This is a genomic window from Lentilactobacillus raoultii (assembly GCF_900411375.1).
Taxonomy (GTDB): Bacteria; Bacillota; Bacilli; order Lactobacillales; family Lactobacillaceae; genus Lentilactobacillus; species Lentilactobacillus raoultii.
The window spans coordinates 1-25,222 of sequence record NZ_LS422998.1 but is presented as its reverse complement, the minus strand read 5'-3'; the positions used below and the strand labels follow the sequence as shown (position 1 = coordinate 25,222).

The window sequence follows — 25,222 nt, the reverse complement described above, 5'->3', positions numbered from 1 at the left end:
ATGTGTTTATCGTTTTACTTTTGTACCCTCATCGATTTTCTTGAGCGCGTCTTTTACCGCGTTTTTAATAGCACGACTAGACGTTGAAGCTCCAGAAACAGCATCTACATCATAGGTGTTCTGTGCCACCATCCTTTCAGGCAATTCATCAACAGCCTTACCGCCGATATCACCACTTTCACTTTGCTTAACGATCTCAACATTTTGTATTTTATTATTAACATATGTGACTCGAGCAACTACTTGGCCGCCAATACCATCATCACTGACACCCAGATACTGATTAGGTCCCAATTTTACACCAGCAAACGGATTAACCGATTTAATATCGTTGTTCAAAAGTTCATCTGTCCTTTGAGAATACTGATTTTCTGAGGATCCTGCACCACTCATCTTATCATTTTTAAAATCATCTTTAATCCTAGCAGCATTTTCCCCAGCGATTTTACCAAAGATTAAGCATTCCGCTAAATTTCCACCACCTTGATATTGATTAGCACAAATGCCGCCCAACTCACCAGCGCTGTACAAATGTGGGATTGGATGACCACTTGCATTTAAGACTTCAGAACGTGCATTTCGACGTGGTCCACCCTGTGTATTTAAAACATTATTTGTTAGCTCCAAAGCATAATATGGACCACTTCCGAACGGACGCATGGTCTTGGGATCTCTGCCAAATTCGTAGTCATGTCCCTGCTTGGCGAATTTACTAAAGGTGGTTATTGTTTGCTGAAAAATTTTGGGATTAACTTTAATAATTCGAGCCAAATTTGATGGGTCTTCAGATTTAATCATTTTTTTAAAAAAGTCAACAACTGGAATATGACCATGATTTTTGATTTGATCATACTGTGCTTGATCAAAAACCAAATATGGATGGACATTTGTACGAGGAACTCGCCACGTACCGTGGTCATAAATATGCCCATGACGATTGGGTTCCGACTCATTAAAATATCGACTACCATCATCGCCTATCGTCATAATGCTACCGTTAAAGGCATCTGGCCATTGTAAAATTAATTGGCCACGTTCTCCTTTGGGTACAGCAACTGACAAGCCATGCAACATCCCTAAAGACTCGTAGTTATCCATATGCCAAAGATCGGCACCAACCTCCAAAGCCATTCGAATTCCATCACCCTTATTAAATACCGTTCCCAATGGTGATAAATGATTTGCTCCCAAGTAGTCTTGAATGTTTGATTGATTATTTTCGAAACCACCCATCGTTAAGACAACACCATTTAGTGCTCGAATATTCAAAAGTATATGATGTCTTTCAATCTGAATACCAATAATTGCCTTAGTTTCCGGATCTTGAATTAAATGTTTAGCAGGAGAATCCAACCAAACATCGATTTTATCAGATCGTTTAACGACTGCTTTTCTCAGAAGCTTCCAAAGAGCTGCATCAAAAATCCCCTTATGAACTACAGTCAGATCATATGAATTGACACCGGGATATTCAGGATATTCACGAACCGCACTCTCTAGTGAAATAGTTGAATCGCCCTTTTGAAAATCATTTTTAATACTAACCGGTGATACTCCAAGATATTGACGAACATAATTACGCATATTTACCATACCATTCACATAAGTGTCGATCATTTTTTCATCTAATTCCATTGGGTAGGTTAATCGTTTATAGTATTTTTTTGTTTCATCAAAATCATCACCTGTCCCAATTAGCTGTGCGGAATAACGTGTATTGCCTCCCTCATGTCCCTTTGGAGCAGAATCAACTAATAAAACCTTTGCCCCCGCATCAGCCGCAAAACGAGCAGCCGTTGCGCCAGCACCACCAAACCCCAAAATAGCGACATCATAAGTTGCATCCCAATTAATTGACTTAATTTCTACCATAGTGATTATTCTCCATTCCTTGAAATCAAAATCACAAGTTTTACAACATCTTTATTTTGTACCCGCTTACACTTTTTGTATAATACTATTTATAGTGATCTTTTATTTCAAATTGGGAATGGTTAAAGTCTTATTAACACTTCAGTTTTCTTCACGCTCTCGAGCAATAGTTGTGTCAACCTGAATCGGGATTAGCAATTGTGTATTATCATGAGGAATCGTTTGTGGATCAACAGTTGGTGCTGGTAACTTATCTCCGTAGTCCTCTGCGGTTAGCAAATACTCCATCAACACATCTTTAGCCATCGATAAAGCATCAGCAATGTTATTTCCAAAAGTAGATGCATTCGGTGTAAAGTCGGGAAAGGTAACTTCCACTTTACTTTCTTGGTCAAAATTGAATAATGCATAGTACATATATTTCATAATTAGTTCCGCCATCCTCCTGAATAATCATAGTATTGCACATGTAATCACGAGTGTTCAAGCAAATATAAATTCAGAGCTTCCACGTTATCGCCAACTATAAGCGTCATAGTTTCATTAATATAGGTCAGTTTGATATGACTGGTGCCGGGGTGTGCCTTTACCGGTTCGTTTGCCCATTTATTATGCAAGTGAGGGAACATTCCTACGGTTATAAAACATGCCAATAAATACGCAGCCGTCACGGTGACTAAGCAAGGAACACAGAAATCCTATCCAGTAGTCGAAAACCTGCCACTGATTTCCGAATAAATTTATCAAATGCTAAAAATGTCATCTCAATGGGAGCTTGAGATGACATTTTTAGCTTATTCAAATTTAATTATTTTGTGCGATTTTTCCAATTCTTAATTTGGACTTTCGCATCACTTTCATTTACTAAAGCCCAAGTATAGGGGAAATAGTTTTTCCAAATTTTCTTTTCAAATGCCTCTTCAAACTTATCTATATACGGAGAAACTGTCCTTGATGGTTGCAATAAATTAGCAAGCAACTCCAAACCAACTGTCGAAAATGCAGTAATCGTAACCTCCCCATCAGTATCAATCGCTTGTTGTAATTTAACAGGATTCAAAAACAAAAAAACATCATTTTCAATCTCATTAATTGCCATTCGTTGTTGCATCAAATACAGTTTCCATTCAGTTTCTGATGGAATATATTTGTGAAAATAGAAGTCATGAAGAAAGGATGGAAAACTTCCAGCATAATCTTTAGGGTCTTTAAAATTATCTTTGTCAGGCCTACTATAGACAGATGCACTGGATAAAACATCCCGTAAGATTTGAAATGAATTACTGCCATCCATAAACATCGATAAAAATCTTACTTGTCTTTGATATAATCTAACAACATCGTTGATCTTCATTGATCGAACCGTTGAAATTTGCAACGATTTGTCAAATTTATCAATATATCGTGATTTCGTAAATTCAACTAGCCCTCGCTTTCGAAGGCTTGCTACCTCATCCTCAAATTCATCAAATAAAGCTAGCCTGTCCTCTAAATCTGGCAAATCATTGTTTGGATAACGTCTTGTGTACAAATATGCGTCACCAATATTCTCAATTTCACTAGGTAAGCTATATCCCGGGTTATCATTAATAACCTTTTCAACCATCTTTTGAAATTTTCGAGAAGGCCAAAAGTTACTTTGACCAACCATATCAGGCTGGACTTTTTCAACTCCCTTATATGCGAATAGATAATAACCAATCCCTACCATTGCCAATAATCCTGTGATCATGTCTTTTGACCTCCTTCTATTACGATTAGACGTAATTAATTTAAATTCATTAATAATGATTATATTAATAAATTTATTATTGAATATCATATACGGAATTCTGCATTTTATCAATCTATTTACTGCAATTTTCGTTAGACAAAATAGCAATTATGTATAAAAAGCGTCTAACTCCTAAATTTCACATCTAATCATAAAGCCGTTTATTCAGACCGTGATTGTTGTCCCTGACAATTTTTTATTAACTAAATCAAGTAACGTGAGAATTCTTAAAACACAAAAAAGCCTAACGTGATAGCTTTTAACTAAGCGTTAGACTTTACACACTCCTTATGAATATTGTACTTGATCACCTTTCAAGTAATTAATGGATTTATCAAGTAACTTTAAGATAGTACTATACGAATACAGATTCATGATTTCATTAATTTGCGGTGCAGATTGATTCCCAGTAAACGAAATATTAAGTGGAAAATACAATTTCCTTCCTGAAATTCCCGTTTCTGTACTCACCATATCAATCATCTTTTTAAAGTCAACCTTATCATCAGGACTATTCTTTAATTGCTTGATCCTATCACTTAGAGAGTTTAGCACAGATAACGTATCATCCTTTGCTAGTTTATCAAGACCCTCCAAATTCATATCCTGATCGCAAACATTAGCATAAAAGTCAACATGTTTCATAATATCAGTAAGTTTATAAGACTCATTTTGATAGATTTTAGTTACCTGATAGATAAATTCCCGTAGATTAGTCAAGGATAATCTTTGCAACTTTTTTGCGATATCCGTTTCACCCTCTTTGATTAATCCAGTAATTCGATCAACCAAATCTTCAGTTGAGTCTTTTCTGATATACTCAGCATTCATCCAATCTAATTTATCTTGATTGAAATATGCTGGTGACTTTGACATTCGACCAAGATCATATTGCTTAATCAATTCATCTCTTGAAAAGATCTCATCCTCACCCACAGGCGACCAACCAAGGAAAGCAATAAAATTAAAGATTGCTTCGCTCAGATACCCTTGTCGTTTATACTCGCTAATAAATTGAAGCGTATCTTTATCTCGCTTACTCAACTTTTTACGAGTTTTTGGATTATAGATCAGAGAAATATGACAAAAGTTTGGACACTTCCATCCTAAAGCTTCATAAATCGCAATTTGCTTAGGCGTATTTGCAATATGATCATCACCGCGAAGAACATGTGTGATGTCCATCAAATAATCATCAACTACAACAGCAAAGTTATAAGTTGGAATACCATTACTTTTTTGAATAATGAAGTCGCCACCCATGTTGTCACTGTCAAAAGACACATGTCCCTTTGCAATATCGTTCCAAGCATAAGTGTGATGAGGTGGCAAGTGAAGACGCACGCTAGGCTTTAATCCACTAGCAGCCGCCCTTTTCTGATCTTCAACACTGCGGCCATACCATCTCCCGTCATAGTGAGGGGCTACACCGTGAGCTTTTTGAATAGTTCTCATTCTTTCAAGTTCATCTTCAGTTGTGTAATCTTTATAAGCAATTCCTTCTTTTAATAACTCTTCGATGTACTTGGAATAAATTTTCGTCCTTTCAGATTGCCGGTAGGGTGCATACTTAGGATTAGGCCTATCAGGTCCTTCGTCCCAGTCAATCCCCAGCCACTTCAAATTATCTTTTTGGCTTTCCTCTCCGTGAGGTACATTTCTTTTCGAATCTGTATCCTCGATTCTTAAAACCATCGTGCCATCAAAATGACGTGCAAAAAGATAGTTAAATAATGCTGATTGTGCATTACCGATGTGTAAAAAACCCGTTGGACTTGGCGCATACCTCACCCTCACATTTTTATGATTATCTTCATTATTCATGACTAATTCATCCCTCCACCTATCATTTGTTATTTTGTCACCATATGTTGAGTGGTAGTTTGACTAGTTGAAGTAGCATCAACTAACGAATGATTCTTATTTAAGTCATTAATTGCTAAATGCAAGTCATCAAGAAAATCATCCGCAATTGTCATCGTCATTGACGGACGAACAACGATTCTACTGATAGTCGTATCATCACGATTTTTCGGTAGTGGATAAGCAGGTACTTGCCAGCCATACTTTGCCAACTCTGATTCGAGATCATACAATGTCCAGCTGACGTTAGCATCATCAGCTAATTTCCAGCAATTAATTGGCAGCTGTGAACCATCATTTACAATTTCAAAGATTCCAAACTCCTTTAACTTGTCCGTTAATTTCAGAGAAACCTTTCTAACATTGTTCATAATTGCTCTAAATCCATTCATACCAAACCGGACAAAATTGTAATACTGTGCAACAATGTGCGCACCGCTGTGTGAAAAATTAATAGCAATTGAATCAACTGTTTTGCCCAAGTATGGCACTTGAAATCGCATTTCTTTTGGCAAATAATCATAATTGTTCTTTTTCCAAACGATCCATCCAATGCCTGGATAAACCATTCCATACTTATGACCAGAAACATTAATTGAAACAACATTTTTCAGTCGGAAATCCCATGGCTTAAATCCATTTACGAATGGTGCAAATAACCCACCAAACGCAGAATCAACGTGAATTCTAATCGGTAATACAGCTGTTTTATTGTATTCAGAAACTAACTTATCAAGCTTTTGAATATCATCAACAGCTCCGGTATATGTGATCCCTTGGATACCAACGATTCCAATTGTATTTTCATCTACATAGTCCATTACATGATCCATATCCATTGACATATGCTCACCGTCAATGGGTACTTGACGCAATTCGACATTCCAATACGTGCAGAATTTTTCCCATACAACTTGGTAGCCAGACATAATTACTAAGTTTGGTTTATGTGTATGGAGATCATCAACATCAAACCCAGCTGCTTTTGCTCGATGTTTCCAACCAAGGAGAAGTGACAATCCTCCTAGCATGCATCCTTCAGATGATCCAACAGTTGACGTTCCAATAAAATCTTTATACATTTTCTGCCCATCTGGAATTCCCCATAAATGAGCTAAAAACGATACACAATAATTTTCCATTGCCGCAGTTTTCGGGTATTCTGACTTATCAATTGCATTGGTGTTCAATGCACTTAGCATTAGCTTATCTGCCTGAGGCTCCATCTCCGTTGTACAAAACGTTGCTAAATTTTGATCTGCTTTAGCTTCATTTAATCGGTAATGCTGGACAAGCTGGGCAGCAACATCTGGTGCCATCGGGTGTTCCGGCATCTTATCAGTTGGTAGAGATTGACCAGATTCAATACTACCCAAAAAGTTCTTTTCCAAATCTACTCTGTCCAAATTTTGTTCATCATTGTTTGTCATAATATTACGCAACCTTTCTTTGAATTAGTGTGACGATTTATTATCAACCTCGTGTGTTCCAGAAACCACATGTGCTGTTTGAGACCCCGCAGGAAGAGTCGCCTTCCCTGCCTGTGAAGGTGATTGAGTAACTGGAATCCCCAATTCGCCAGCCCATTTCTTATGGTATCGATAAAGGACAAATGGAATAAACACCACAATTGCAAATGCACTCCCAAGTAAAAGTAAATACGTTTGTTGAGATGAGGGTGCTAATTCAGCAGGTGGAAAGAATGTAACGACGAATCCAAAAGCTGATAATATCAACCCTAAAACACCATAAACTTTTCTAAAAAATGCATTTTTTGAAGCCACAAAAGTACGATTCAATTCTTTATGTTTAAATTGAAGTACCAAGTAACTTGCAAATAATAACACATACATTAACGTGTAGAGTGCAACTGTTAAACTAATTGCGGTTTGGAAGGAAAGATTAGACGAATTCTTACCAGACCCAAAAGTAAGCAGGGCCCCCATAGCGGAAACAATTAACCCTTGAAGAATCATGACATTAGTTTCTATCCCATATTTATTGGCTTTTGAAAATCTAGGGGGAAGGAATCCAGATTTGGCGGCTTCAAACATTCCCGCATTAGGGCCAACAACCCAACTACTAATCTCTCCCAGGACACCTACAGCAAGTAAGAATCCTGTTACCTTTTCAACAATAACAACGCTAATGCCAAACTTTTCTACTAATTCACCATAAGCATAAACAATTCCATCACTCAGTTGGATTTTATCAGCCGGAATCGTTCCAGCAATAGCCATGCTTCCGATAATATCAGAAGCAATGGCACAAATTGCTAAAGCCATCATAACCTTAGGATAAACACGTGGATTCTTAAGATTTTTAACATGTGGAGCTGATCCCTCAGCCCCAGCAAAAACAAGCATAAACGGTACAAAACCAACCAAGACATTTCCGCTCCAGCTTTTAGGTAAGAGCGTGTGTAAATTAATGTTAATCAACATTGGATTACCTTGTACCAAATAAATGACAAAGATAATCAACAAGAAGAAAACTGGAATAATAACGCCAAGACTAAAGCACCACTGAGCAATTTTTCCTGTAATGGCCGTTCCGTGTTGCTGGGCCAAAATCAATCCCCATAAAATTACCATCATCAATGTAAATTTAATTGCGGGATTATTATTGATAATTGGCATATCAATTGAAATCGATAAACATCCAATGATGAAAAACATCATCGTATTCATTCCAACAGTAATGTGAATCCACTGATAAAATAGCGCCGCCCATCCAGTCTTTTCTCCCAGCATATTTCTAGCCCAAGTAAAAATGCCGCCTTTACTCCAACCGTCAATTGACGCCATCTCACCGGATGTACGTGTCACTGGGATAAACCAAAGGATACCCGCCAAAAATAGATAAAAGAATGCAACCGGACCCTGCTTTGCCAAAGCTGCAAATCCGTAAACCGTCATAACCATTGAGGTAGTCATTGAGAAAAGCTGAAAACCATTAATTTGATTAGCGCTTCTTTTAACACCTACATCAGATGTCTTCTGTTCGTCCAAAACAATCATTCCCTTCAACAAAGGATATTCGAACGATCGATCGCTGTCTTTCGTAATTACAGTATGTACTATAGATCACAAATGATAGTTTCTAAATAGACACTGACAAGGATTTGTCTAATTTTTAGACAGAATGCGTTTTGTGATTGAAAACGCTTCCATTTTTAACACCACCTAACATATGCATTAAAGTTTCTCGATCAATTTCAGCAATATCTTTAACCAAAAATTCTGGATTTTCCCGCATTCCTCCACGAAACCAACTCAGCACAATTCCTTGCATACCGTACTTAAGAACTTGAATGTTGGGCTTTTTATCAAATACATAATCTGAACAACTACTTTGCAATGAGACAATTAACTTCCTCAAAATGGAAATAACTGCTTCTAAAACAAAGTCGTTAAAAAGGCTTGACGCACTCGATTCATCAATGTGATAGAAAAATGTTGGCCTCATATCAATATATCTAAAAATATGCAAATAGCACTCACTCCAATTTTCAATTGTCACCGCATCAACAATTTTTTGAGATTGATTATCCAAGTACACCCGCAAACAATCATATTTATCTTCAAAATGATAATAAAAGGTTTGCCGATTGACTTGGCTTTCTTTAACAATATCCTTAACTGTGATGTCGTTAAACGACTTCTTTTCAATCAGTTGACTCAGTGATTCGCACATCTTATCTTCTGCATATGATTTCATAATTATAAATCCTCTCAATCTTATAATTAAAACGTTTCGATTGTTTTTACAATTTATTACAAGCCGAAGTATAATGTTTTATCATTAAGATAATTTAATACCATCATGATAAAAACCACTAAAATTAAAAAACTCCCAGAACTAGAATAAGTGAAGTCCTGGAAGCTTAATTGGGTTAGCTGGGATCGAACCAGCGCATCACGGGATCAAAACCCGTTGCCTTACCTCTTGGCTACAACCCAATAAAAATGACCCGTACGGGATTCGGACCCATGTTATCGCCGTGAAAGGGCGGTGTCTTAACCACTTGACCAACGGGTCATTTACTGAACAACTTATATTATGCACTAGAAAGATTATAATTGCTTTATACAAAAATAACGTATTGTCTAAAAATCCACAACTAAAGCCGTTACATCAGCCTTTATAAACCTTTTTCAAAATTAAAGCGCTTTCAAAGCATAACTATCGGGAGTATACTTAATCGGCGGAAAGACCAGATTAGCAATTCTTATGATTTAAAATTTGCTAACCGTCAAAAGTACTATCTTTTCGTTGTAACATACTCAATTTTGGCTTGTTCAGTTTAAACACTAAATGTATTTAATTATAAGGAGATAATCAACATGCACATTGAATTAACTAAAAATCTTAAAATAATTCAAGAAAACACAGAAAATGTCCTTACAGATTATTTTGATATCGTGAAATTCCCGCAAAACAGCATCTTTGTTTTAGGATGTAGCACTAGCGAAGTTAGTGGAGAATGGATGGGAACTCATCCAAGCTTAAACATTGGTCGAATCATCATTGAAACACTAGAAAATTTTCTCATGCCACGACATATCAATTTAGCAGTTCAAGGATGCCAGCATATTAACAGAGCTTTGCTTGTTGAAAGAACGGTCGCTGAAAATAATAATTTAGAGGTCGTTTCTGTAGTACCTGCAATGCATGCTGGCGGTGGCGCCCAAGTTGTCGCCTATAAAAAGATGTCTGACCCAGTAGAAGTAGAACATGTTTCAGCTTTTGGCGGCATGGATATCGGTGGAACAGAAATTGGCATGCACGTTAAGTTTGTTCAGATCCCGGTGCAGACTACTCACCATCATATTGGTGCGGCTAACGTTGTTTCTCTTTACTCTCGTCCTAAGTTAATTGGTGGTCCTAGAGCCATGTATCAATTCACTGAAGACAACACTGTAAATTAATAGCTCCAAAAGAACTCGATGATCATTATTTGTGAAGTATTAAATTAAAGATTAGTATCAATCCTAAAATCTATTTTTAATGGTTTATTCCATTACTACTGAGGGATCTGTACGCATTTCACCTTTTGAATTTCAATTTCAAATTAAAAAAGTATTGACAATCGTCAATCTAGGTACTATTATTTTCATAATCTTTTAATTCCGTTTTAATAATCCTGTGAGAAGAAGAGTAACTGAGTAGATTATTCAAAGAGAGTCCAGCTAGGTGAAAATGGATATTGATCTTGAGGTGAAGATGAGCTTCTAAAAGGAACCACTTGGTTGTTTGCTGAGTTGGTCGGTAGGAACCGTTAACTTCCCTAGTATTATCATGTACTGTTTGAGGCACCTTTCTTTTAGGTGTAAATGTAGGGTGGTAAAGCGATTAAAATCGCCCCTTATTTGTCATAAATTTGGCAAATAAGGGGCGATTTTTCGTTTAACTAGGAATTAAAAGTGTAAATACTGGTAATGGTTACAACAAATATTATTCACTTTATTTTAGGGAGGTATTGCTTATGGCGGAAAATGTAAGTGTAGAAAGCGGTCTTAAAGTTAGTCTTTCTACAAAAGATTTATTGGTATATGGCATTACATTTATGATTCCAGTTGCACCACTTGCTTTCTATGGGTCTTTTTTAACTCCTGCAAATGGAATGGTGGCTTTGGCTTATTTTGTGGGGATGGTCGCAATGTTATTTACAGGCTTCAGTTACGCGACGATGTCAGCAAAGTATCCCTTTTCAGGCTCCGTCTACACTTATGTTCAACAAGGAACAAATGCAGGGCTTGGGTTTATAGGAGGTTGGGGAATTACCTTAGACTATTTCTTAATCCCGACAATCACGTATTTAATTAGTCAATCGTTTGGCGAATCACTATTTCCTGCCATTCCTGGTTGGGCTTGGATTGTTATTTTAGTCCTATTCAATACTTTCGTAAATATTTTAGGAGCAAATGTTGTCACCAAAGTTAGCTGGGCCTTATTTGCACTTCAGGGAATCGTACTGGTAGCTTTTATTATCGGAACAATTCGATTGCTCCTTTCAGGTACAATTCAACCACAATCAATTTCTTTCTACAATCCTCAGCATTTTAATATTCAAGGTGTTCTACAAGCAACAGGCATTGTAATTGTTAGTTACCTTGGCTTTGATGCAATTAGTACACTTTCTGAAGAAGCTGAAGACCCGCATCACTCAATTGGAAGAGCTATTATTCTTTCAATCTTATCAATCGGTATTCTATTTGTTGTAATTACAATTTTAGCTGGCTTCGTGGCACCTGATTACCAAAACTTAAATCCAAATACGGCTTTCTTAGGGATTCTTCAACGGGTTGGTGGCACCTGGCTAGTCAAATTGGCAGATATTACAATTATTCTTTCATTTGGATTTGCGAGTGGCCAAGAAGGCCAAACCGCTGTTTCACGAATCTTATATGCAATGGGACGTGATGGTATTTTACCACCTGTTTTTGCAAAATTGCACAAGAAATATCGGACCCCGATCTTCGCAATTATTCTAGTTGGAATCGCCTCACTTATCTTATCCCTAACCCTTTCGCAAGACACAGTTTCTAATTTGGTCAGCTTTGGTGCCTTGTTTGGATTCATCCTGTTAAATCTGTCAGTTATTTGGAAATTTTATATTAGAGGTGTTCATAACTCATTTTCATCATTTATCAAATATTTGGCATCACCATTTATCGGTTTTGCAGTTAGCACTTGGATCTTCTTGAGTCTATCAATCGAATCAAAGATTGTGGGAATTGTTTGGATTCTGATTGGATTCATCATCTTAATTGTTAAAACTCACTTCTTCTCAATGAAGACCCCAAGCTTAGACTTTTCAAGCAAAAATTAGGAGGACTTATTATGGGAATCACTACAAAAGCAAACGCAAAAATTACGAGCAAAATCTCAAGACCTCAATCCGTTAATGAGGTTGTTGAACAACTGAAATCTTTCAACTGGGTCGACTTAACACACTCTTTTGGCCCAGAGAGTCCCCGTTTCCCATCTTTTGCACAGCCGGACTTTAAAACAATTTTTACACATTCCGACGGCTTCTATGTGAAACAATACACTTTCCCTGGGCAATTCGGAACTCATATTGATCCACCTATTCATTTCGATGAGCATCAGGATAAATACGTTGAAAATTTCTCGCTAAAAGAACTGGTGCTACCACTTGTCGTAATTGACCATTCAGCCGCTGCAAAGAAGAACCCTGATGCCTCCCTTTCAGTTAACGATATTAAAGAATGGGAAAAATCTCATGGAAAAATTCCATCTAATTCTTTTGTAGCTTTGCGAACAGATTGGTCAAAGCGTTGGCCAAGCCAAGAAAAATTTGAAAATATTGATGATAAAAATCAAGCACATTACCCAGGTTGGGATTTGGATGCTTTAAAGTTCATTTACGAACAACGTGGTGCCTCCGCAAATGGTCACGAAACGTTTGATACTGACACCGCCGTTAAACAAAGCAATGGACTTGTTGGCGAATATTATGTCTTATCACATGGACACTATCAAGTTGAATTACTAGACAATTTAGATTTGGTTCCTGCAACAGGTTCCTATATTTTTATTTCTGTTCCCAAGGCCGAAGAAGCTCCTGGATTCCCTGTGAGAGCCTTTGCGGTCATTCCAAAGTAATAATTATTCTAAGTATCTTACACTACTAAAAAACATTGACTTCAGAGCTTTAGAGTCAATGTTTTTTAATTGGATTTTACAAATTGATGTGATCGATTCGTAGTTAGTGCGTCATTAATAATAACGTTTTAACCTATTAATTCGCAAAAAATTTCGAATGAGCAACTCTTCTTTACGACTTCATATACTTTTTAAAAGTATCAAACCATAACAAAAACTTCAGAAAGTAATAATCTCAGTAGTAATTTTATCCGAAATTAAAATTTCTTTAACTCCTCGAGATAAATTACTATCACAATTATATCCCGTAACATTTCCGTAATTTAGACCAATTCCTTGAAAAACACTATCAAAGTTATTGTAATGATCATGTCCAGCAAATACCGCCTTCACATTACCTTGCCTTCGCAATGCATAAAATAATCCTGAATTAGTAATTGGTGAACATATCTCTTCACCCTTAATACCATCAAATTTATTTTGAATCGCCTGATGATACTCCGGTAGTGGAATATGCAAGAAACCTACGTCTACATTTTCGGATGAACGAGATGCTGAAGCATCTAAAAACCACTGGACTTCCTCCGGTTCAATCGCGGCATAGAGATCTTGAGAATTGGCTTTCAACCAATGTGAATACGCGCCACTATCCCAAACATAGACTGCATGACTCCCCAGTAACAGTGAATAGCATTCCCGGTTATCCATAATACGAGAATTCAATTTTAATGCTGGATGAGCAATTAGGCTTTCAGTATCTCTAACATTGGTTATGTTAAAAGAACTTTCTGTATCATGATTACCGTAAGTCACCGCGACCAAAAAATCGTACTGATTTAATAAATTATACAAGGGAGCTAAGGTCGCCTCGAGACTTATCACTTGTTTTCCCCACATTAGATCCCCAGTTATCATTACCAAATCATATGAATGATGTTTTTTAAAAAAAGTGTCTAATTTTTTCAACGTCTGACAATCTTTTTCATTAAATGGCGCTTGACCAAAGTGAAGATCTGTTAGCTGACAAATTTTATATACACGATTTTCTTCTGGCATTATATTTTCCTCCCTAAGATTTATAATACCTATTTTCCAAATAAGTATTGAAGCCTTGGGACACGTCTCTTACCTTATGAGCATCTGAACCATAAACAAGCGGAATTCCTATTTTTTGTGCCGCAGTAAGCCACTTTTCATTTGGAGATGATTCCGTTTCTGTTTTACGGTAAAGGCCTGCCATATTGCAATCTAAAAATAAATTTTGATTCGCAATTTTTGTTAAAATACGATTCATGGTGTTTCTTGTTTGGTTATCTTCCCAAGGCTCGTTATTTGGAAATAAATTTCGCCATTTTCTGTACAACATTATGTGTCCATAACGGAAAGGCTTATACCGAGTGCGCCAATCTAGGGCGTCATTAACGGTTTTTAAATATGTTTTAGCAACTCCAAGTGGGCTGCCACAATGTTCCAAAACACCAGATTTAAAATCAATGATTGAGTCATCAACCGCCCTAAGACCATTTTGAGTTGGCAAAAAATGAATTGATAAAATTGCATCATCAATTTGAGAATGAAATTTTCTGAATTGTTCAGCATACCAATCCCGGTATTTCTCAATGTAATCAAATTCAAATCCTACCAAAATCTGAATTTGATCCTTATACTTTTCTTTTAAATAGTTCATCATTTCAAAATATTTAGGAAGTTCATCATAAAACATTGCTGCTGTATAAATAGCATGTCGAGACCCGACTGGATGACTATAAAATACATCTGGAAGCGGAAAGTGTTCAGTAATTGAATAGGTTCTAAAACCACATTGAATAGCCCTTTCAATAAACAGCTCTGTTTTTTCACCTGACCCATGTGGACAAAATTCAGAGTGGGTATGGCCATTCCAAGATTTTCGATCAATATACCTTAATTTATTCTTTCCCCACATCGCTAGCTACCAACTTTCACAATATCTGAATCACGTAAGTATAGCTTAGCTAGTTTCCCAATAGAAAATGATGAATTCTTATTAAGCCTTTCGAATCTTAATAATAACCCCTTTTCTGTTTGAAACTCACAACTAATCCTATCGCCAAGGACCGAAATTGATTTTATTTTTCCAGAAATCTCCAAAGCGTTTTCAATCTTTTGATCAAAAGAGAAAAGCTCAGGCCTAATAACATACAATGCCTTAGGATTAATATTTTGATTTTTAATCGTGTTAAAGCCTAATCTTAAAAGATCCTTCCCATCCAAGACATTATGACTACCAATAAAATTTGCCATAAAATTATTAGCAGGGTGAGCATAGATTGCTGCAGGAGAACCTTGTTGTTGAAGGATGCCATGATCCATTACAATAACATTATCCGAAATTGCCATCGCTTCAGTTTGATCATGTGTTACAAACAACATTGTAATACCAAGTTGTTGTTGATAGTGCCTAATTTGATTTCGCAATTCCACTCTGGTTTTCGCATCTAAAGCACTTAAAGGTTCATCAAGTAACAAAAGCTTTGGTTTCAATACCATAGCTCTCGCAATGGCTACCCTTTGCTTTTGACCACCTGAAAGATTATTTGGGTATGCATTGATTTTGTCATCTAATCCAACTAAAGAGATCATCTTTTCTACGCTATCATGAATCTCCGAATTGGATTTTTTTCTTGCCTTTAGCCCATAAGCAACGTTTTCAAAAACAGTAAGATTAGGGAATAATGCATATGATTGAAAAATCATTCCAATTTTCCTTTTATTAACCGGTAATTTTTGAATTTCTTTTCCATCAAGCAAAATTCGACCATTTAATTTTTGGTTTAATCCCGCAATCGCCCTTAAAACCGTCGTTTTTCCACTTCCGCTTGGGCCTAAAAAAGTAGTTAGCGTATTTTTATGGATTGCAAAATTCAATCCTGCAATGATTCGGTCACCGTCAAAAGAAATTTCCAAATTTTGAATTTGCAGAAATGCATCTGTCAAAATATATCACCCATCCTTTGTCCAAAGTTTTCATATTCTTTTTTTATGCCTAACTATAGTTACCATAACCAGAGAAATGATTGCTAAAAGCAAAAAGTAAACCGTAGTTAACACACTTCCAGCTTGACCATTTGTTTTCATAAGTTGATACATGTAGATCTTTAATGTGACAAAATCACCACCTAGCAATAAGTTTGTCATGACATATTCCCCAAAAGCCGTTGTGAAAGTGAGTAAGGCTGTAACCAATATTCCAGATTTTATATTGGGTAAAATCACTTTCAAAAAAGCTCTTATAGGATTGTCTCCAAGGATTAACGCTTGTTCAAACATCCCTTTAAAATCCATCGAAATAAACGCATTATCAAGGGTCTGATAAGTTAGAGGTAAACTTGACAAGGCAATGGCCAATAACAAAATGAAAATTTGTGGAATAACAAGATTGTGATAAGCCTGGATTAATCCTGTGACAAGAATAATTCCAGGAATGGTGAATGGCATTATCGTAATAAATCGTAACTTTGATTTAATTTGAGGTCGATAAACATTTGCATAGAAAATTACTGGCAAAAAACAACTCATTCCTAGAATGGTTGTTCCAATTCCTAAAGTTAGAGACCTTAATACTGAAGATAAGAAAATTGGTTTAGCAACTAATTGGTAATACCAATGTAAGGTTAGGCCTTCAGGTAACACTGTCTTAACCCAATTTGTTGAAAAGGAATAAACAATTGTTGCCAAAATTGGAAGCGTGAGGTAAATAAGTATTGAGGAAATAAACAAAACAGACAATTCGTGATACCGTTTTTTCAACTTTTAAAATTCCCTTCTCTTTTCCTTGTTAGATAATTTCCAGTCATCACCATCATCGTCATTAGGACAGTAAATAGTCCTGCAATTGCACATGCCATTGGCAAATTTGATGTTAGTTCTCCATTAATCAGCGTTCCAATCAATATAGGAATTGAAAGAACATTATTTCCTGTTAATGCATATGCGGTTTCATACGTTCCCATCGCATTCGCAAACAGCAATATGAAAACCTCAATTAAGTTTGGAAAAACAATTGGTAAAGCCACCTTTTTTAAGAAGAAGAAATCACTAGCGCCTAAAACTTGTGAAGCTTCCGACCATGAAGAATTTAATTGTTCAAATACAGGGAAAAGAAACATAATCCCTAAAGGAATTTCAAAGAATGTATAAGAAAATGTCATCCCCGTCATTGAATAAATATTAAAAACTTTTGTTATATGAAAAGCCGTTGCCATTGCTTTCCATACTCCAGCATTTCCAAAAAGAATTATAAGTGAAAACGCCAAAGGAATTCCTGCAAAACTTGATGACATATCAAAAAACGTAATCAAAACATCTTTAGTTTGAGTTTTTAAGTTTTTCAAAGCCCAAGCTCCCAGAATTGCTACCAACAGAGATGGAACAGAAGCAACCAGAGAAATCCACAAACTATTAAAAATAGCTTCATGATATTCATGATTTTTGAAAATTTGAGTATAGTTTTCTAAACTAAACTGTCCATTTATTGTCTGGAAGCTCGTAACAAACATAGTAACAAGTGGAATTATCAATGCTATGAGCACCAAAATCATCAACGGTGCATAAATTTTTAATCGTTTCATCGTCTTACTTTGCTCCTAAGACGTCTTTTCGCCAGAGATCGCCTAGCTTTAAAGTCACTTTATCCCAAGCCGCATTATCTTTTACGTGGAAAACTTTTTTATAATCTGAAGATGGCAATAGCTTTCTTTTAGCGCTTTCGGGCAATTTCACACCTTTACGAATTGGTCGTGCATATCCTTCAGCTAAGTTTATTTGGCCTTTGTTCGATAGAATATACGACCGTGCAAGTTTAGCTGCATATGGGTGCGGCGCATCTTTATTGATAACCTCTGCATATCCACTACTTACAGTCCCATCGGTTGGAATTGTAATTTTATACCGCTTAGAATTAATTTGGTGAGCATAATTCAAGGCATTAAAATCCCATAATACTGTAACTGGTAGTTCACCCTTTTGTAAGTTCTGAATGGTTGTATCAGCAGCGCTTATCCTGTTTTCTTTTTTTAATTTAGCGAAAAAGTTTAATCCTGGTTTTAGATTCTTTTCATTTCCACCATTAGCATATGCAGCGGCCAACAAAGCATATTGAGACTGGGCACCCATCCCAACATCTCCAATCGCAACTTTGTAATTTCCTTTTGCTAACTGTTTCCATGACTTTGGTGCTTGTGATGCTTTTACATCTTTTGTATCCGTTATAAAAGCAATGGTTCCTGTGTAGCCAGCAGCCCAATAGCCATCTTTATCTTTTGCCCAATTAGGAATTTGATTCCAGTATTTCGTTTTATATTTGGTTAAAAGGTTTTGCTTAACAGCAGTTGGGCAAACATTCAAACCAATGTCACTCATATCCGGTGCATTTTTTGAAGTACCTTCTGATTTGAATTTTTGAAGAGCTTCAGCACTTGACATGTCTGTATCTGAATGAAAAATTTTATACTGGTTTCTTATATTATCCCAAGTGCCGCCCCAATTTGCCCAAGAATTAGGCATTCCAACTGAACGAATTGTCCCTTCCTTTTTAGCTTGCTTAACAATTGTGTGCCAATTATTCGAAGTATTTTCAGCACTACTTTTTGCACATCCGCCTAACCCAATGATTGTTAATACCGCTAACCCCCATACAATCTTGTGTTTTAACATAGGTTTCACTCCCACTCTAATTTCTTGATCAACTTCTAACAACGTTTAAAGAATATCAATCAAATGTAAATTTACATGATGACTTTTAGTGAAATTATCGTAAATTTTTTGTAAATGGTGGTAAAAAAATGATATACGTGGTACATCACTGTGGTTGTCAAAACATAATAGCTTAATTAAAATCATTTTTCCTTTTTCCTTAATTTCTAGGCTAATTATTAAAATCGTCTTGAATTTGAATCTAGACCTAATTCTTAAAATTGGCCATTGACTTTATACAATTTTAAGAATACCATGAGAATATATTAAAATTAGATTGCATTTCAAAAAGAGGAGAGGCGGATTCGAATGACTATCGATATGATTATTTTGATTATTATTGTCTTAGTGATTATGGTCAATCAGTCGTTTGATTCGAATCGTCCTAAGGCTTTTTAGTCTTAAACAACATTCCATTATCTGCCAAGCGACTGAGTTGACCTTCAACTTAGTCGCTTTCCTTTTCTGACTTGTAACCTTAACTAGGAGGAATTTGGATGAAAAAAACTTTTACATATAGCTTATTGCTAGCAACTTCAGTTTTATTACTTAGTGCTTGCTCTACAAAAAGTTCCCAAAACTCAGGTACCAAGCAAAAGGCATTAAACGTTACCATTGGAATGGAACCGTCAACCGCAGATCCCAATAAGGATACCGATGTATATTCAGCCAGCATGATTAACCAAACCCTAGAAGGGCTTTATCACACAACGAACAGCGGAAAAGTTGTTCCAGGTGTCGCAACTAGAGTTGTTAAACCAACGAATAGCAATACAACTTACGTATTCAATCTAAGGAAAAATGCCAAATGGCAGAATGGGCAACCAGTTACTGCACAAGATTTTGTAACGTCATTTGATCGCCAGGTAAATCCCAAAACAAAATCACAATATGCTAATAGATTTACTTCGTTTAAAAATTATACTGCTATTCAAAAAGGAGCAAAGGATCCAACCGCACTAGGTGTCAAAGCCTTGGGTAAGTACAAATTGCAAATTAATCTATCGGCACCTGACCCTGACTTTAACTTTAAAGCTGCAAACGAATATTACCCAATTAACACTAATGCTGTTAAAAAGTGGGGATCCAAATATGGGACAAGCTCAAAGAAAACCGTTTCGAATGGACCGTTTACACTACAAAATTGGGACCCATCTAAGGGAACTTGGACTTATAAGAAGAACAAGAACTATTGGGATGCAAAAGATGTAAAGCTCCCTAAAGTGAAAGTTCAAGTAGTTAAAGATCCCTCAACAGCACAAAATCTTTTTGCAAGTAACAAAGTTCAAGAAACCGTGATTTCTGGAGGATTTGTTAAAGCAGACGCTCACCAATTCAAAAAGAATCTTGTGTATACCAAAAAAGGACAAATGCGTTTTTTAAACTTCAGTACTAAAAATAAAGTTACCAATAACCGAAACTTTAGGTTAGCTGTTAGCTACGCATTGGATCGAAATCAGTTAACAAAGAATATTCTGGAAGATGGCTCTACTCCTGCTAAATCACTCGTTCCAGAGGGAGAACAAACTGACCCAGCCAACGGAAAAGATTTCAACTCTGAACTGAAACAAACTCTCACACATAATAAACAGATGGCTCAAAGTTACTGGAAAAAGGCCCAAAAGCAACTTGGAACTAAAAAAGTGACTGTTAACTTACTAACAGAAGATGATAGTGATCAAAAGAAACTAAGTGAATACATTCAAAGCGCTGTTCAATCAACATTAAATGGTGTAAAAATGACCCTAACTTCTGTCCCACAGCAACAACAACTTAGTCGGATGTTTGGTGGTAAATATCAAATTACTGCTTTGGGTTGGAGCACAGATTTTCCAGATCCTTCTGACTATCTAAACTTGATGACGAAATCTAACACGGTCAACTTTACACATTGGACAAATTCCAATTATGAAAAACTAATGTCAAAAGTTAATAATACTGCTAAGTATACGGGCGAACGACGATGGAAATTAATGGTTAAAGCCGGCAACTTAGCAATGAAACAACAGCCTGTTGTTCCAACTTATCAAGATACTGAAGTACACTTAGTTTCTTCCAAAATTGGTGGCCTCAAGTATTCGTTATTAACTGATTCACAGTATCGATATGCTTATTGGAAGTAAGGAGAATTACGATGAAAAAATTAACAGAAGAAGACTTTTATAAATTAAAAACGCTTAGTCAGCCAGTTGCTGCCGGAAAGTATCTCGTTGCTACTCAAACGTATCTAGACAAGCCCACTAATGGTTACCGTTCCAATCTGTTGGCGTTCAATAGAAATGGTAAATACATTGGGAATTTTGATAACAATGATTATTCTTCAAAAGCACCCACTCCTGCCAAAGACTATTTATTTTTCATTGCTAAAAAAACCGAAAAGTCACCTTTTCAACTTTATCAACTGGCTTATAGCGATCATACTATTACACAAGTTTCAACACTCTCACATTCAGTTGAACAATTAGTAGCGCCTAGAACCACAAATCTGGTTTTTTTCAAAACTCGAGAAACTACTGAGGTTCCAAAGAAACCGTATAAAAAATTTCCCTCGGTTCGTCATATTTATCGAGTCGATCACAAAGCAGACGGCTTCGGCTTCTATCCAACAGATGGCGTGTACAAATTGTTTTTATACAATCCCAACGCTAAAAAAACTCAACTAATTTATTCATCCCAAAATAACTTCAATCTTGCTGATGTCGACGCAAGTGGAAATCGGTTAGCCTTAACAATGGACAATGATCCCGACAATGATCTAAGTTTTGGTCAAGGAGTTAAACTACTTGACGTTGAACTTGGTAAATTAACGGCGTGCACTTCAAAATATCCTAACTGGGTTTTCACTGAAGCTAAATTTTCGCCAAATGGAAAAAAATTACTACTAGTAGGTCATTCAGATAAATATCAAGCAAATACACAATTTCATGTTTATAGCTATGACATTCTTTCGCGGAGCCTTAATGATTACATGAAAGGCCTGGATGAAGATGCCCATGATTATCTATTCACAGACTTTACTCAAAATTTAAATGGTGATAACGCATTCTGGTTAGATGACCAACGTTTCGCTTTTCGAACCTCCTACCATGGTCGTTCGAAAATGTTTTTAGGAACTAATGATAAAGTTAATCCATTTTTCAATGAAGCGGAAAGAATCACCGATTGGTCAATCTTAGATAGTGATCACTTATTAATTACTTACTCAACAACCACTCATCCGGTTGAATTAGCCACCCTAGATCTCCATGGTAAGCAAGTCAATCTATTTAATCCTAATGAAGTGTTTGATAAAAATCATCAATATGTTAAACCAAAGCGTTTTGTTTATGAAGCTAGCGATGGGCTTCCAATTGAGGGATGGTTAATGGAGCCGTTTGAGCCTCAAAAAAAGAATCCTTTAGTTCTTTACGTACATGGCGGTCCACACTTTGCCTATGCTGAGAATTTTTTCTTCGAGATGCAAGTACACGCTGCTAATGGTTATGGTTTGTTGCTCTTAAATCCCCGTGGCAGCAAAACCTATGGGCAAGAATTTTGCCAAGAAAATGTTGGGAAGTATGGAGAAAAGGACTTTTCCGATCTGATAGAGGGAATGGATTATATCTTAAAAGAACACCCGGAATTCGATTCAAAACGTCAGTATTGCGCAGGAGGTTCTTATGGAGGTTTTATGACAACGTGGATTGTTGGACACACCGATCGATTTGCTGCAGCAGTCGCCCAACGCCCAGTTACAGATTGGATCAGCTTTTCTGGAACCAGTGATATTGGCTTTATGTTTACCCCCCCAAGAACTTTTAACTAACCGCTATGATGTAAAGAAACTTTGGCATTTTTCACCAATCGCATACGCAAATAAGGTCAAGACTCCCACTCTTATTATGCAAGGTGAATGGGATACGAGAACTCCTATTGGCCAGGGTGAAGAATTTTTCAGTGCTTTAGCCGAAAACGGCGTAGAAACTGAAATGTCACGTTATCCTCAATCATGGCACGGCGTTTCTCGAGATGGGCTACCAAATTTAAGAATCGAGAGGATTAAAGAAACTAGGCGTTGGTGGGATAAACATTAAGATTAAATATAGAAGTGTTTAGAATACCAAAATCAATTTAAATCTTTTGTATCAGGCTTAAAATCGAAAAGATCCCATGTAATCAATGAATTAAAGTATTGATTACATGGGGTCTTTTCAATTTATTTTACACCGTTAAACGTTACTCTCTAAATTAATTTCAAGAAAACCGATGCGATAATAACAGATGCAACCGAAACAGTTGCAAAACCACCAACTAACATTTTAGGCATCATATGGTGAAGTAAATATTGTTCTTGATCTTTATCTCTCGCAACTGTGTGAGCAACTTCAGAAGTTAAAATATAATCTGCCGGGAAGCCAAACAATGATGTCAGAGAGCAAGCATAAGCCATTTGCCAAGACATTCCGAATGGCTTAGCTAAAACCCTAGAAGCCAAAAACATTCCCAATAATCCTAAGAAAATCAAAACAATAATTTGAACAATGATGTTTCCCATAATTGATGGCGTCGTGACACTTAATTGAGCGAAAACGTACGCTAACAAACCATACATTAACCAATTAAAGACGCCAGCCCTGTTCAAAGCATTGTCTTCAAGGAATCCAAATTGATGTGCAACAACACCAAAAACTAAGCAAACCACGTTAGGATTAATTACATTTTTAATTAAACTAGCACACCACATACTTAACAATGCTACAGCTGCCACTCTTGCCAATGTAAATGCTGATGTTTCGTATTCTGGTTTTAAGTTAAAAACATTTTGTGACCTAAAAGCTTGCGAATTTACAGATGAAGTCGCCTCTTCTTCTGAAAGCTTGCTCCCTTTACTCTTAAATTCCTTAACTAGTCGATCGCCTTCTTGCCGAAGCATCAATGACGTCAGTGGATAACCAACAACTGAGTGAATAACAAACATTGAAACAGGTAATGCAACCAACGTTGTTACACCTTGGGCCTTGAGACCATTTGTCATTAGTAGTGCTGAAACAAGTCCCCCTGTCAGTGGTGGTACAGCAGCAATTACGGTACGCCAATTAAAAATCCACGTCCCAACTAGTAAGCAAAGTAACATTGTCCCACACACTCCCAAAAGAGCAATGCAAACCGCTTTCCATTGTTCAAGCAACTCTTTCAGGCTCATTAAGGTTCCTAAATGGACTAATAGCATCGAAACGCAAATACTAATAAACTCACTTCCATAAGAAGCTTGTGTGACAACATCTTTCGGCAAAATTGTCCAAAAACCGATTACAAATAATACGGCAGAAACAAAAACTGACGGAATAAATGCATGTGACAGACTAGACACCCATTCACCAATAAACATAAATACCATAACAACTAAAAACGCAATAATGAAATTCATATGTATACCACTCCTTGCAAAAAATAGATTAAAATAATTATAATAAACTCTATAGTATATCTCATTTGTTTGTTAGTCAATTCTATATTTAAGCATGGATATCTCATTAATTTTTATCTAGATTTAGAAATTGGCCAGTTATTAGCGGGTTGACTAATCATAATATGAGAGCTACGCTAATAATTAATAAAATTAAAAAGGAGAGTTGATTTAATTGAGTAAAATAACGTATGAAAATTTCACTTTATTTGATGGGAAAAATCAATCTGAAAAACAATCGGCATGGTTTACGGTAGATGATGCAACTGGAAAAATTGTAAAAATGGGAACTGGAACTGTGCCAAAGACTGATGCACAAGTTGATTTGGATGGTAAATATGTGATGCCCGGCTTGATTAACTGCCACACTCATATCTGCATGAATCCATTGAGGGGTGATGGTGGTATGAATGTCAATATCGTTGATGCTACCGTCCATGCTGTTCAACATTTACGTCAATTATTAAAATCCGGTGTTACCTATATCCGAGAATGTGGTAGTTCATATGATATTGACATTTATCTAAATGAGTTACATAAACAAGGAGAACTAAAAAAAGTGCCTAATATTCTTCCTTCAGGACGGCCTTATTCCATGACAGGCGGGCACGGCGACTTCCCTAACTTTGGCCATCTTGTTGATTCTCCAGATGAAATGAGAAAAGCTGTCAGAACTGGGTTAAAAAGAGGAGCTATGGCAATCAAAGTTATGGCTACCGGTGGTGTTATGACTTCAGGTGACTTTATGGACGATCCACAACTTAGCATTGAAGAACTGAAACTTGAAAGCTAAAAATTAACCGAACACCTTAGTCGTCCTGGAATAATCCGTCAGAAAATGGAAATTCAAGCTGACACTAATTCCCTGGTCAAAACGGCCGGTAGATGCGTGAGAAAATGGC

The 25,222-nt window shown here is 36.5% G+C and carries 21 protein-coding genes and 2 tRNA genes; 7 read left to right on the top strand and 16 right to left on the bottom strand.

The annotated features are described in order from the left end of the window. Positions 1-6: 6 nt before the first annotated feature. The 9 genes from ED605_RS11410 to ED605_RS11370 form a co-directional block, all read right to left on the bottom strand. Positions 7-1,872, bottom strand: a complete 1,866-nt coding sequence (locus ED605_RS11410) for an FAD-binding protein (protein ID WP_121979016.1) — start codon at positions 1,870-1,872, stop codon at positions 7-9. Between the two features lie 141 nt (positions 1,873-2,013). Further along, positions 2,014-2,313 carry a type II toxin-antitoxin system HicB family antitoxin gene (locus tag ED605_RS11405; RefSeq protein ID WP_121979015.1) on the bottom strand — a complete coding sequence of 100 codons (300 nt, stop codon included), beginning with the start codon at positions 2,311-2,313 and terminating at the stop codon, positions 2,014-2,016. A gap of 367 nt (positions 2,314-2,680) precedes the next feature. Beyond that, complete coding sequence (locus ED605_RS11400; RefSeq protein WP_225419118.1) at positions 2,681-3,604, bottom strand: hypothetical protein; 924 nt, start codon at positions 3,602-3,604, stop codon at positions 2,681-2,683. 330 nt (positions 3,605-3,934) lie between these two features. Then, positions 3,935-5,470: a glutamate--tRNA ligase gene (gene gltX, locus ED605_RS11395; RefSeq protein WP_121979014.1), complete on the bottom strand. Its 1,536-nt coding sequence runs from the start codon at positions 5,468-5,470 to the stop codon at positions 3,935-3,937. A gap of 29 nt (positions 5,471-5,499) precedes the next feature. Beyond that, the gene (gene gad, locus ED605_RS11390; RefSeq protein WP_121979013.1) at positions 5,500-6,939 is read right to left on the bottom strand and encodes a glutamate decarboxylase; all 1,440 of its coding nucleotides are present in this window, start codon (positions 6,937-6,939) and stop codon (positions 5,500-5,502) included. A gap of 24 nt (positions 6,940-6,963) precedes the next feature. Then, entirely contained in the window at positions 6,964-8,520 is a 1,557-nt protein-coding gene (locus ED605_RS11385) for an amino acid permease (RefSeq protein ID WP_370825051.1), read from the bottom strand. A gap of 124 nt (positions 8,521-8,644) precedes the next feature. Further along, complete coding sequence (locus ED605_RS11380; protein ID WP_121979011.1) at positions 8,645-9,229, bottom strand: TetR/AcrR family transcriptional regulator C-terminal domain-containing protein; 585 nt, start codon at positions 9,227-9,229, stop codon at positions 8,645-8,647. A gap of 170 nt (positions 9,230-9,399) precedes the next feature. Next, positions 9,400-9,471: transfer RNA gene (locus ED605_RS11375), tRNA-Gln, on the bottom strand. 7 nt (positions 9,472-9,478) lie between these two features. Then, positions 9,479-9,550 (bottom strand) — tRNA-Glu (locus ED605_RS11370). Between the two features lie 305 nt (positions 9,551-9,855). Between ED605_RS11370 and ED605_RS11365 the strand changes: the two genes are divergently transcribed. The 3 genes from ED605_RS11365 to ED605_RS11355 all read left to right on the top strand — a co-directional run bounded on the left by ED605_RS11365 (position 9,856) and on the right by ED605_RS11355 (position 13,141). Continuing rightward, complete coding sequence (locus tag ED605_RS11365) at positions 9,856-10,440, top strand: TIGR01440 family protein (RefSeq protein ID WP_121979010.1); 585 nt, start codon at positions 9,856-9,858, stop codon at positions 10,438-10,440. Positions 10,441-10,997: 557 nt separating this feature from the next. Further along, positions 10,998-12,344, top strand: coding sequence for an APC family permease (locus ED605_RS11360; protein WP_121979009.1), 1,347 nt, complete (start codon positions 10,998-11,000; stop codon positions 12,342-12,344). An 11-nt stretch (positions 12,345-12,355) separates the two neighbouring features. Beyond that, positions 12,356-13,141, top strand: a complete 786-nt coding sequence (locus ED605_RS11355) for a cyclase family protein (protein WP_191981372.1) — start codon at positions 12,356-12,358, stop codon at positions 13,139-13,141. Between the two features lie 219 nt (positions 13,142-13,360). Here the strand turns inward: ED605_RS11355 and ED605_RS11350 are convergent, their stop codons facing one another. The 6 genes from ED605_RS11350 to ED605_RS11325 are packed head-to-tail and all read right to left on the bottom strand — an operon-like array spanning position 13,361 to position 18,835. Beyond that, on the bottom strand, positions 13,361-14,197 hold the full coding sequence (locus ED605_RS11350) for a metallophosphoesterase (protein WP_121979008.1): 837 nt from the start codon (positions 14,195-14,197) through the stop codon (positions 13,361-13,363). A gap of 13 nt (positions 14,198-14,210) precedes the next feature. Next, positions 14,211-15,086, bottom strand: coding sequence for a histidinol-phosphatase HisJ (gene hisJ, locus ED605_RS11345; RefSeq protein ID WP_121979007.1), 876 nt, complete (start codon positions 15,084-15,086; stop codon positions 14,211-14,213). Between the two features lie 2 nt (positions 15,087-15,088). Continuing rightward, a complete protein-coding gene (locus ED605_RS11340; RefSeq protein ID WP_121979006.1) occupies positions 15,089-16,117 on the bottom strand; it encodes an ABC transporter ATP-binding protein in 1,029 nt (342 codons plus the stop codon). Between the two features lie 30 nt (positions 16,118-16,147). Further along, on the bottom strand, positions 16,148-16,930 hold the full coding sequence (locus ED605_RS11335) for an ABC transporter permease (RefSeq protein ID WP_121979005.1): 783 nt from the start codon (positions 16,928-16,930) through the stop codon (positions 16,148-16,150). Next, the gene (locus tag ED605_RS11330; RefSeq protein WP_121979004.1) at positions 16,927-17,751 is read right to left on the bottom strand and encodes an ABC transporter permease; all 825 of its coding nucleotides are present in this window, start codon (positions 17,749-17,751) and stop codon (positions 16,927-16,929) included. Before ED605_RS11330 ends, ED605_RS11335 begins: the two co-directional genes overlap by 4 nt. A 4-nt stretch (positions 17,752-17,755) precedes the next feature. After that, positions 17,756-18,835 (bottom strand): ABC transporter substrate-binding protein, encoded by a 1,080-nt coding sequence (locus tag ED605_RS11325; protein ID WP_121979003.1) that lies wholly within the window; start codon positions 18,833-18,835, stop codon positions 17,756-17,758. A gap of 536 nt (positions 18,836-19,371) precedes the next feature. Here ED605_RS11325 and ED605_RS11320 point away from each other — a divergent pair. Genes ED605_RS11320 through ED605_RS14900 form a run of 3 tightly spaced genes read left to right on the top strand, consistent with a single transcriptional unit; the run spans position 19,372 to position 22,947 of the window. Further along, positions 19,372-20,997, top strand: coding sequence for a peptide ABC transporter substrate-binding protein (locus ED605_RS11320; RefSeq protein WP_121979002.1), 1,626 nt, complete (start codon positions 19,372-19,374; stop codon positions 20,995-20,997). A gap of 11 nt (positions 20,998-21,008) precedes the next feature. Beyond that, positions 21,009-22,679, top strand: coding sequence for an alpha/beta hydrolase family protein (locus ED605_RS14905; protein WP_263852960.1), 1,671 nt, complete (start codon positions 21,009-21,011; stop codon positions 22,677-22,679). Continuing rightward, positions 22,636-22,947: an alpha/beta hydrolase family protein gene (locus ED605_RS14900; protein ID WP_263852959.1), complete on the top strand. Its 312-nt coding sequence runs from the start codon at positions 22,636-22,638 to the stop codon at positions 22,945-22,947. Before ED605_RS14905 ends, ED605_RS14900 begins: the two co-directional genes overlap by 44 nt. Before the next feature lie 149 nt (positions 22,948-23,096). Here the strand turns inward: ED605_RS14900 and ED605_RS11310 are convergent, their stop codons facing one another. Further along, the gene (locus ED605_RS11310) at positions 23,097-24,281 is read right to left on the bottom strand and encodes a hypothetical protein (RefSeq protein ID WP_121979001.1); all 1,185 of its coding nucleotides are present in this window, start codon (positions 24,279-24,281) and stop codon (positions 23,097-23,099) included. A 214-nt stretch (positions 24,282-24,495) separates the two neighbouring features. Between ED605_RS11310 and ED605_RS11305 the strand changes: the two genes are divergently transcribed. Continuing rightward, positions 24,496-25,113 carry an amidohydrolase family protein gene (locus ED605_RS11305; RefSeq protein ID WP_121979000.1) on the top strand — a complete coding sequence of 206 codons (618 nt, stop codon included), beginning with the start codon at positions 24,496-24,498 and terminating at the stop codon, positions 25,111-25,113. Positions 25,114-25,222: the final 109 nt, after the last annotated feature.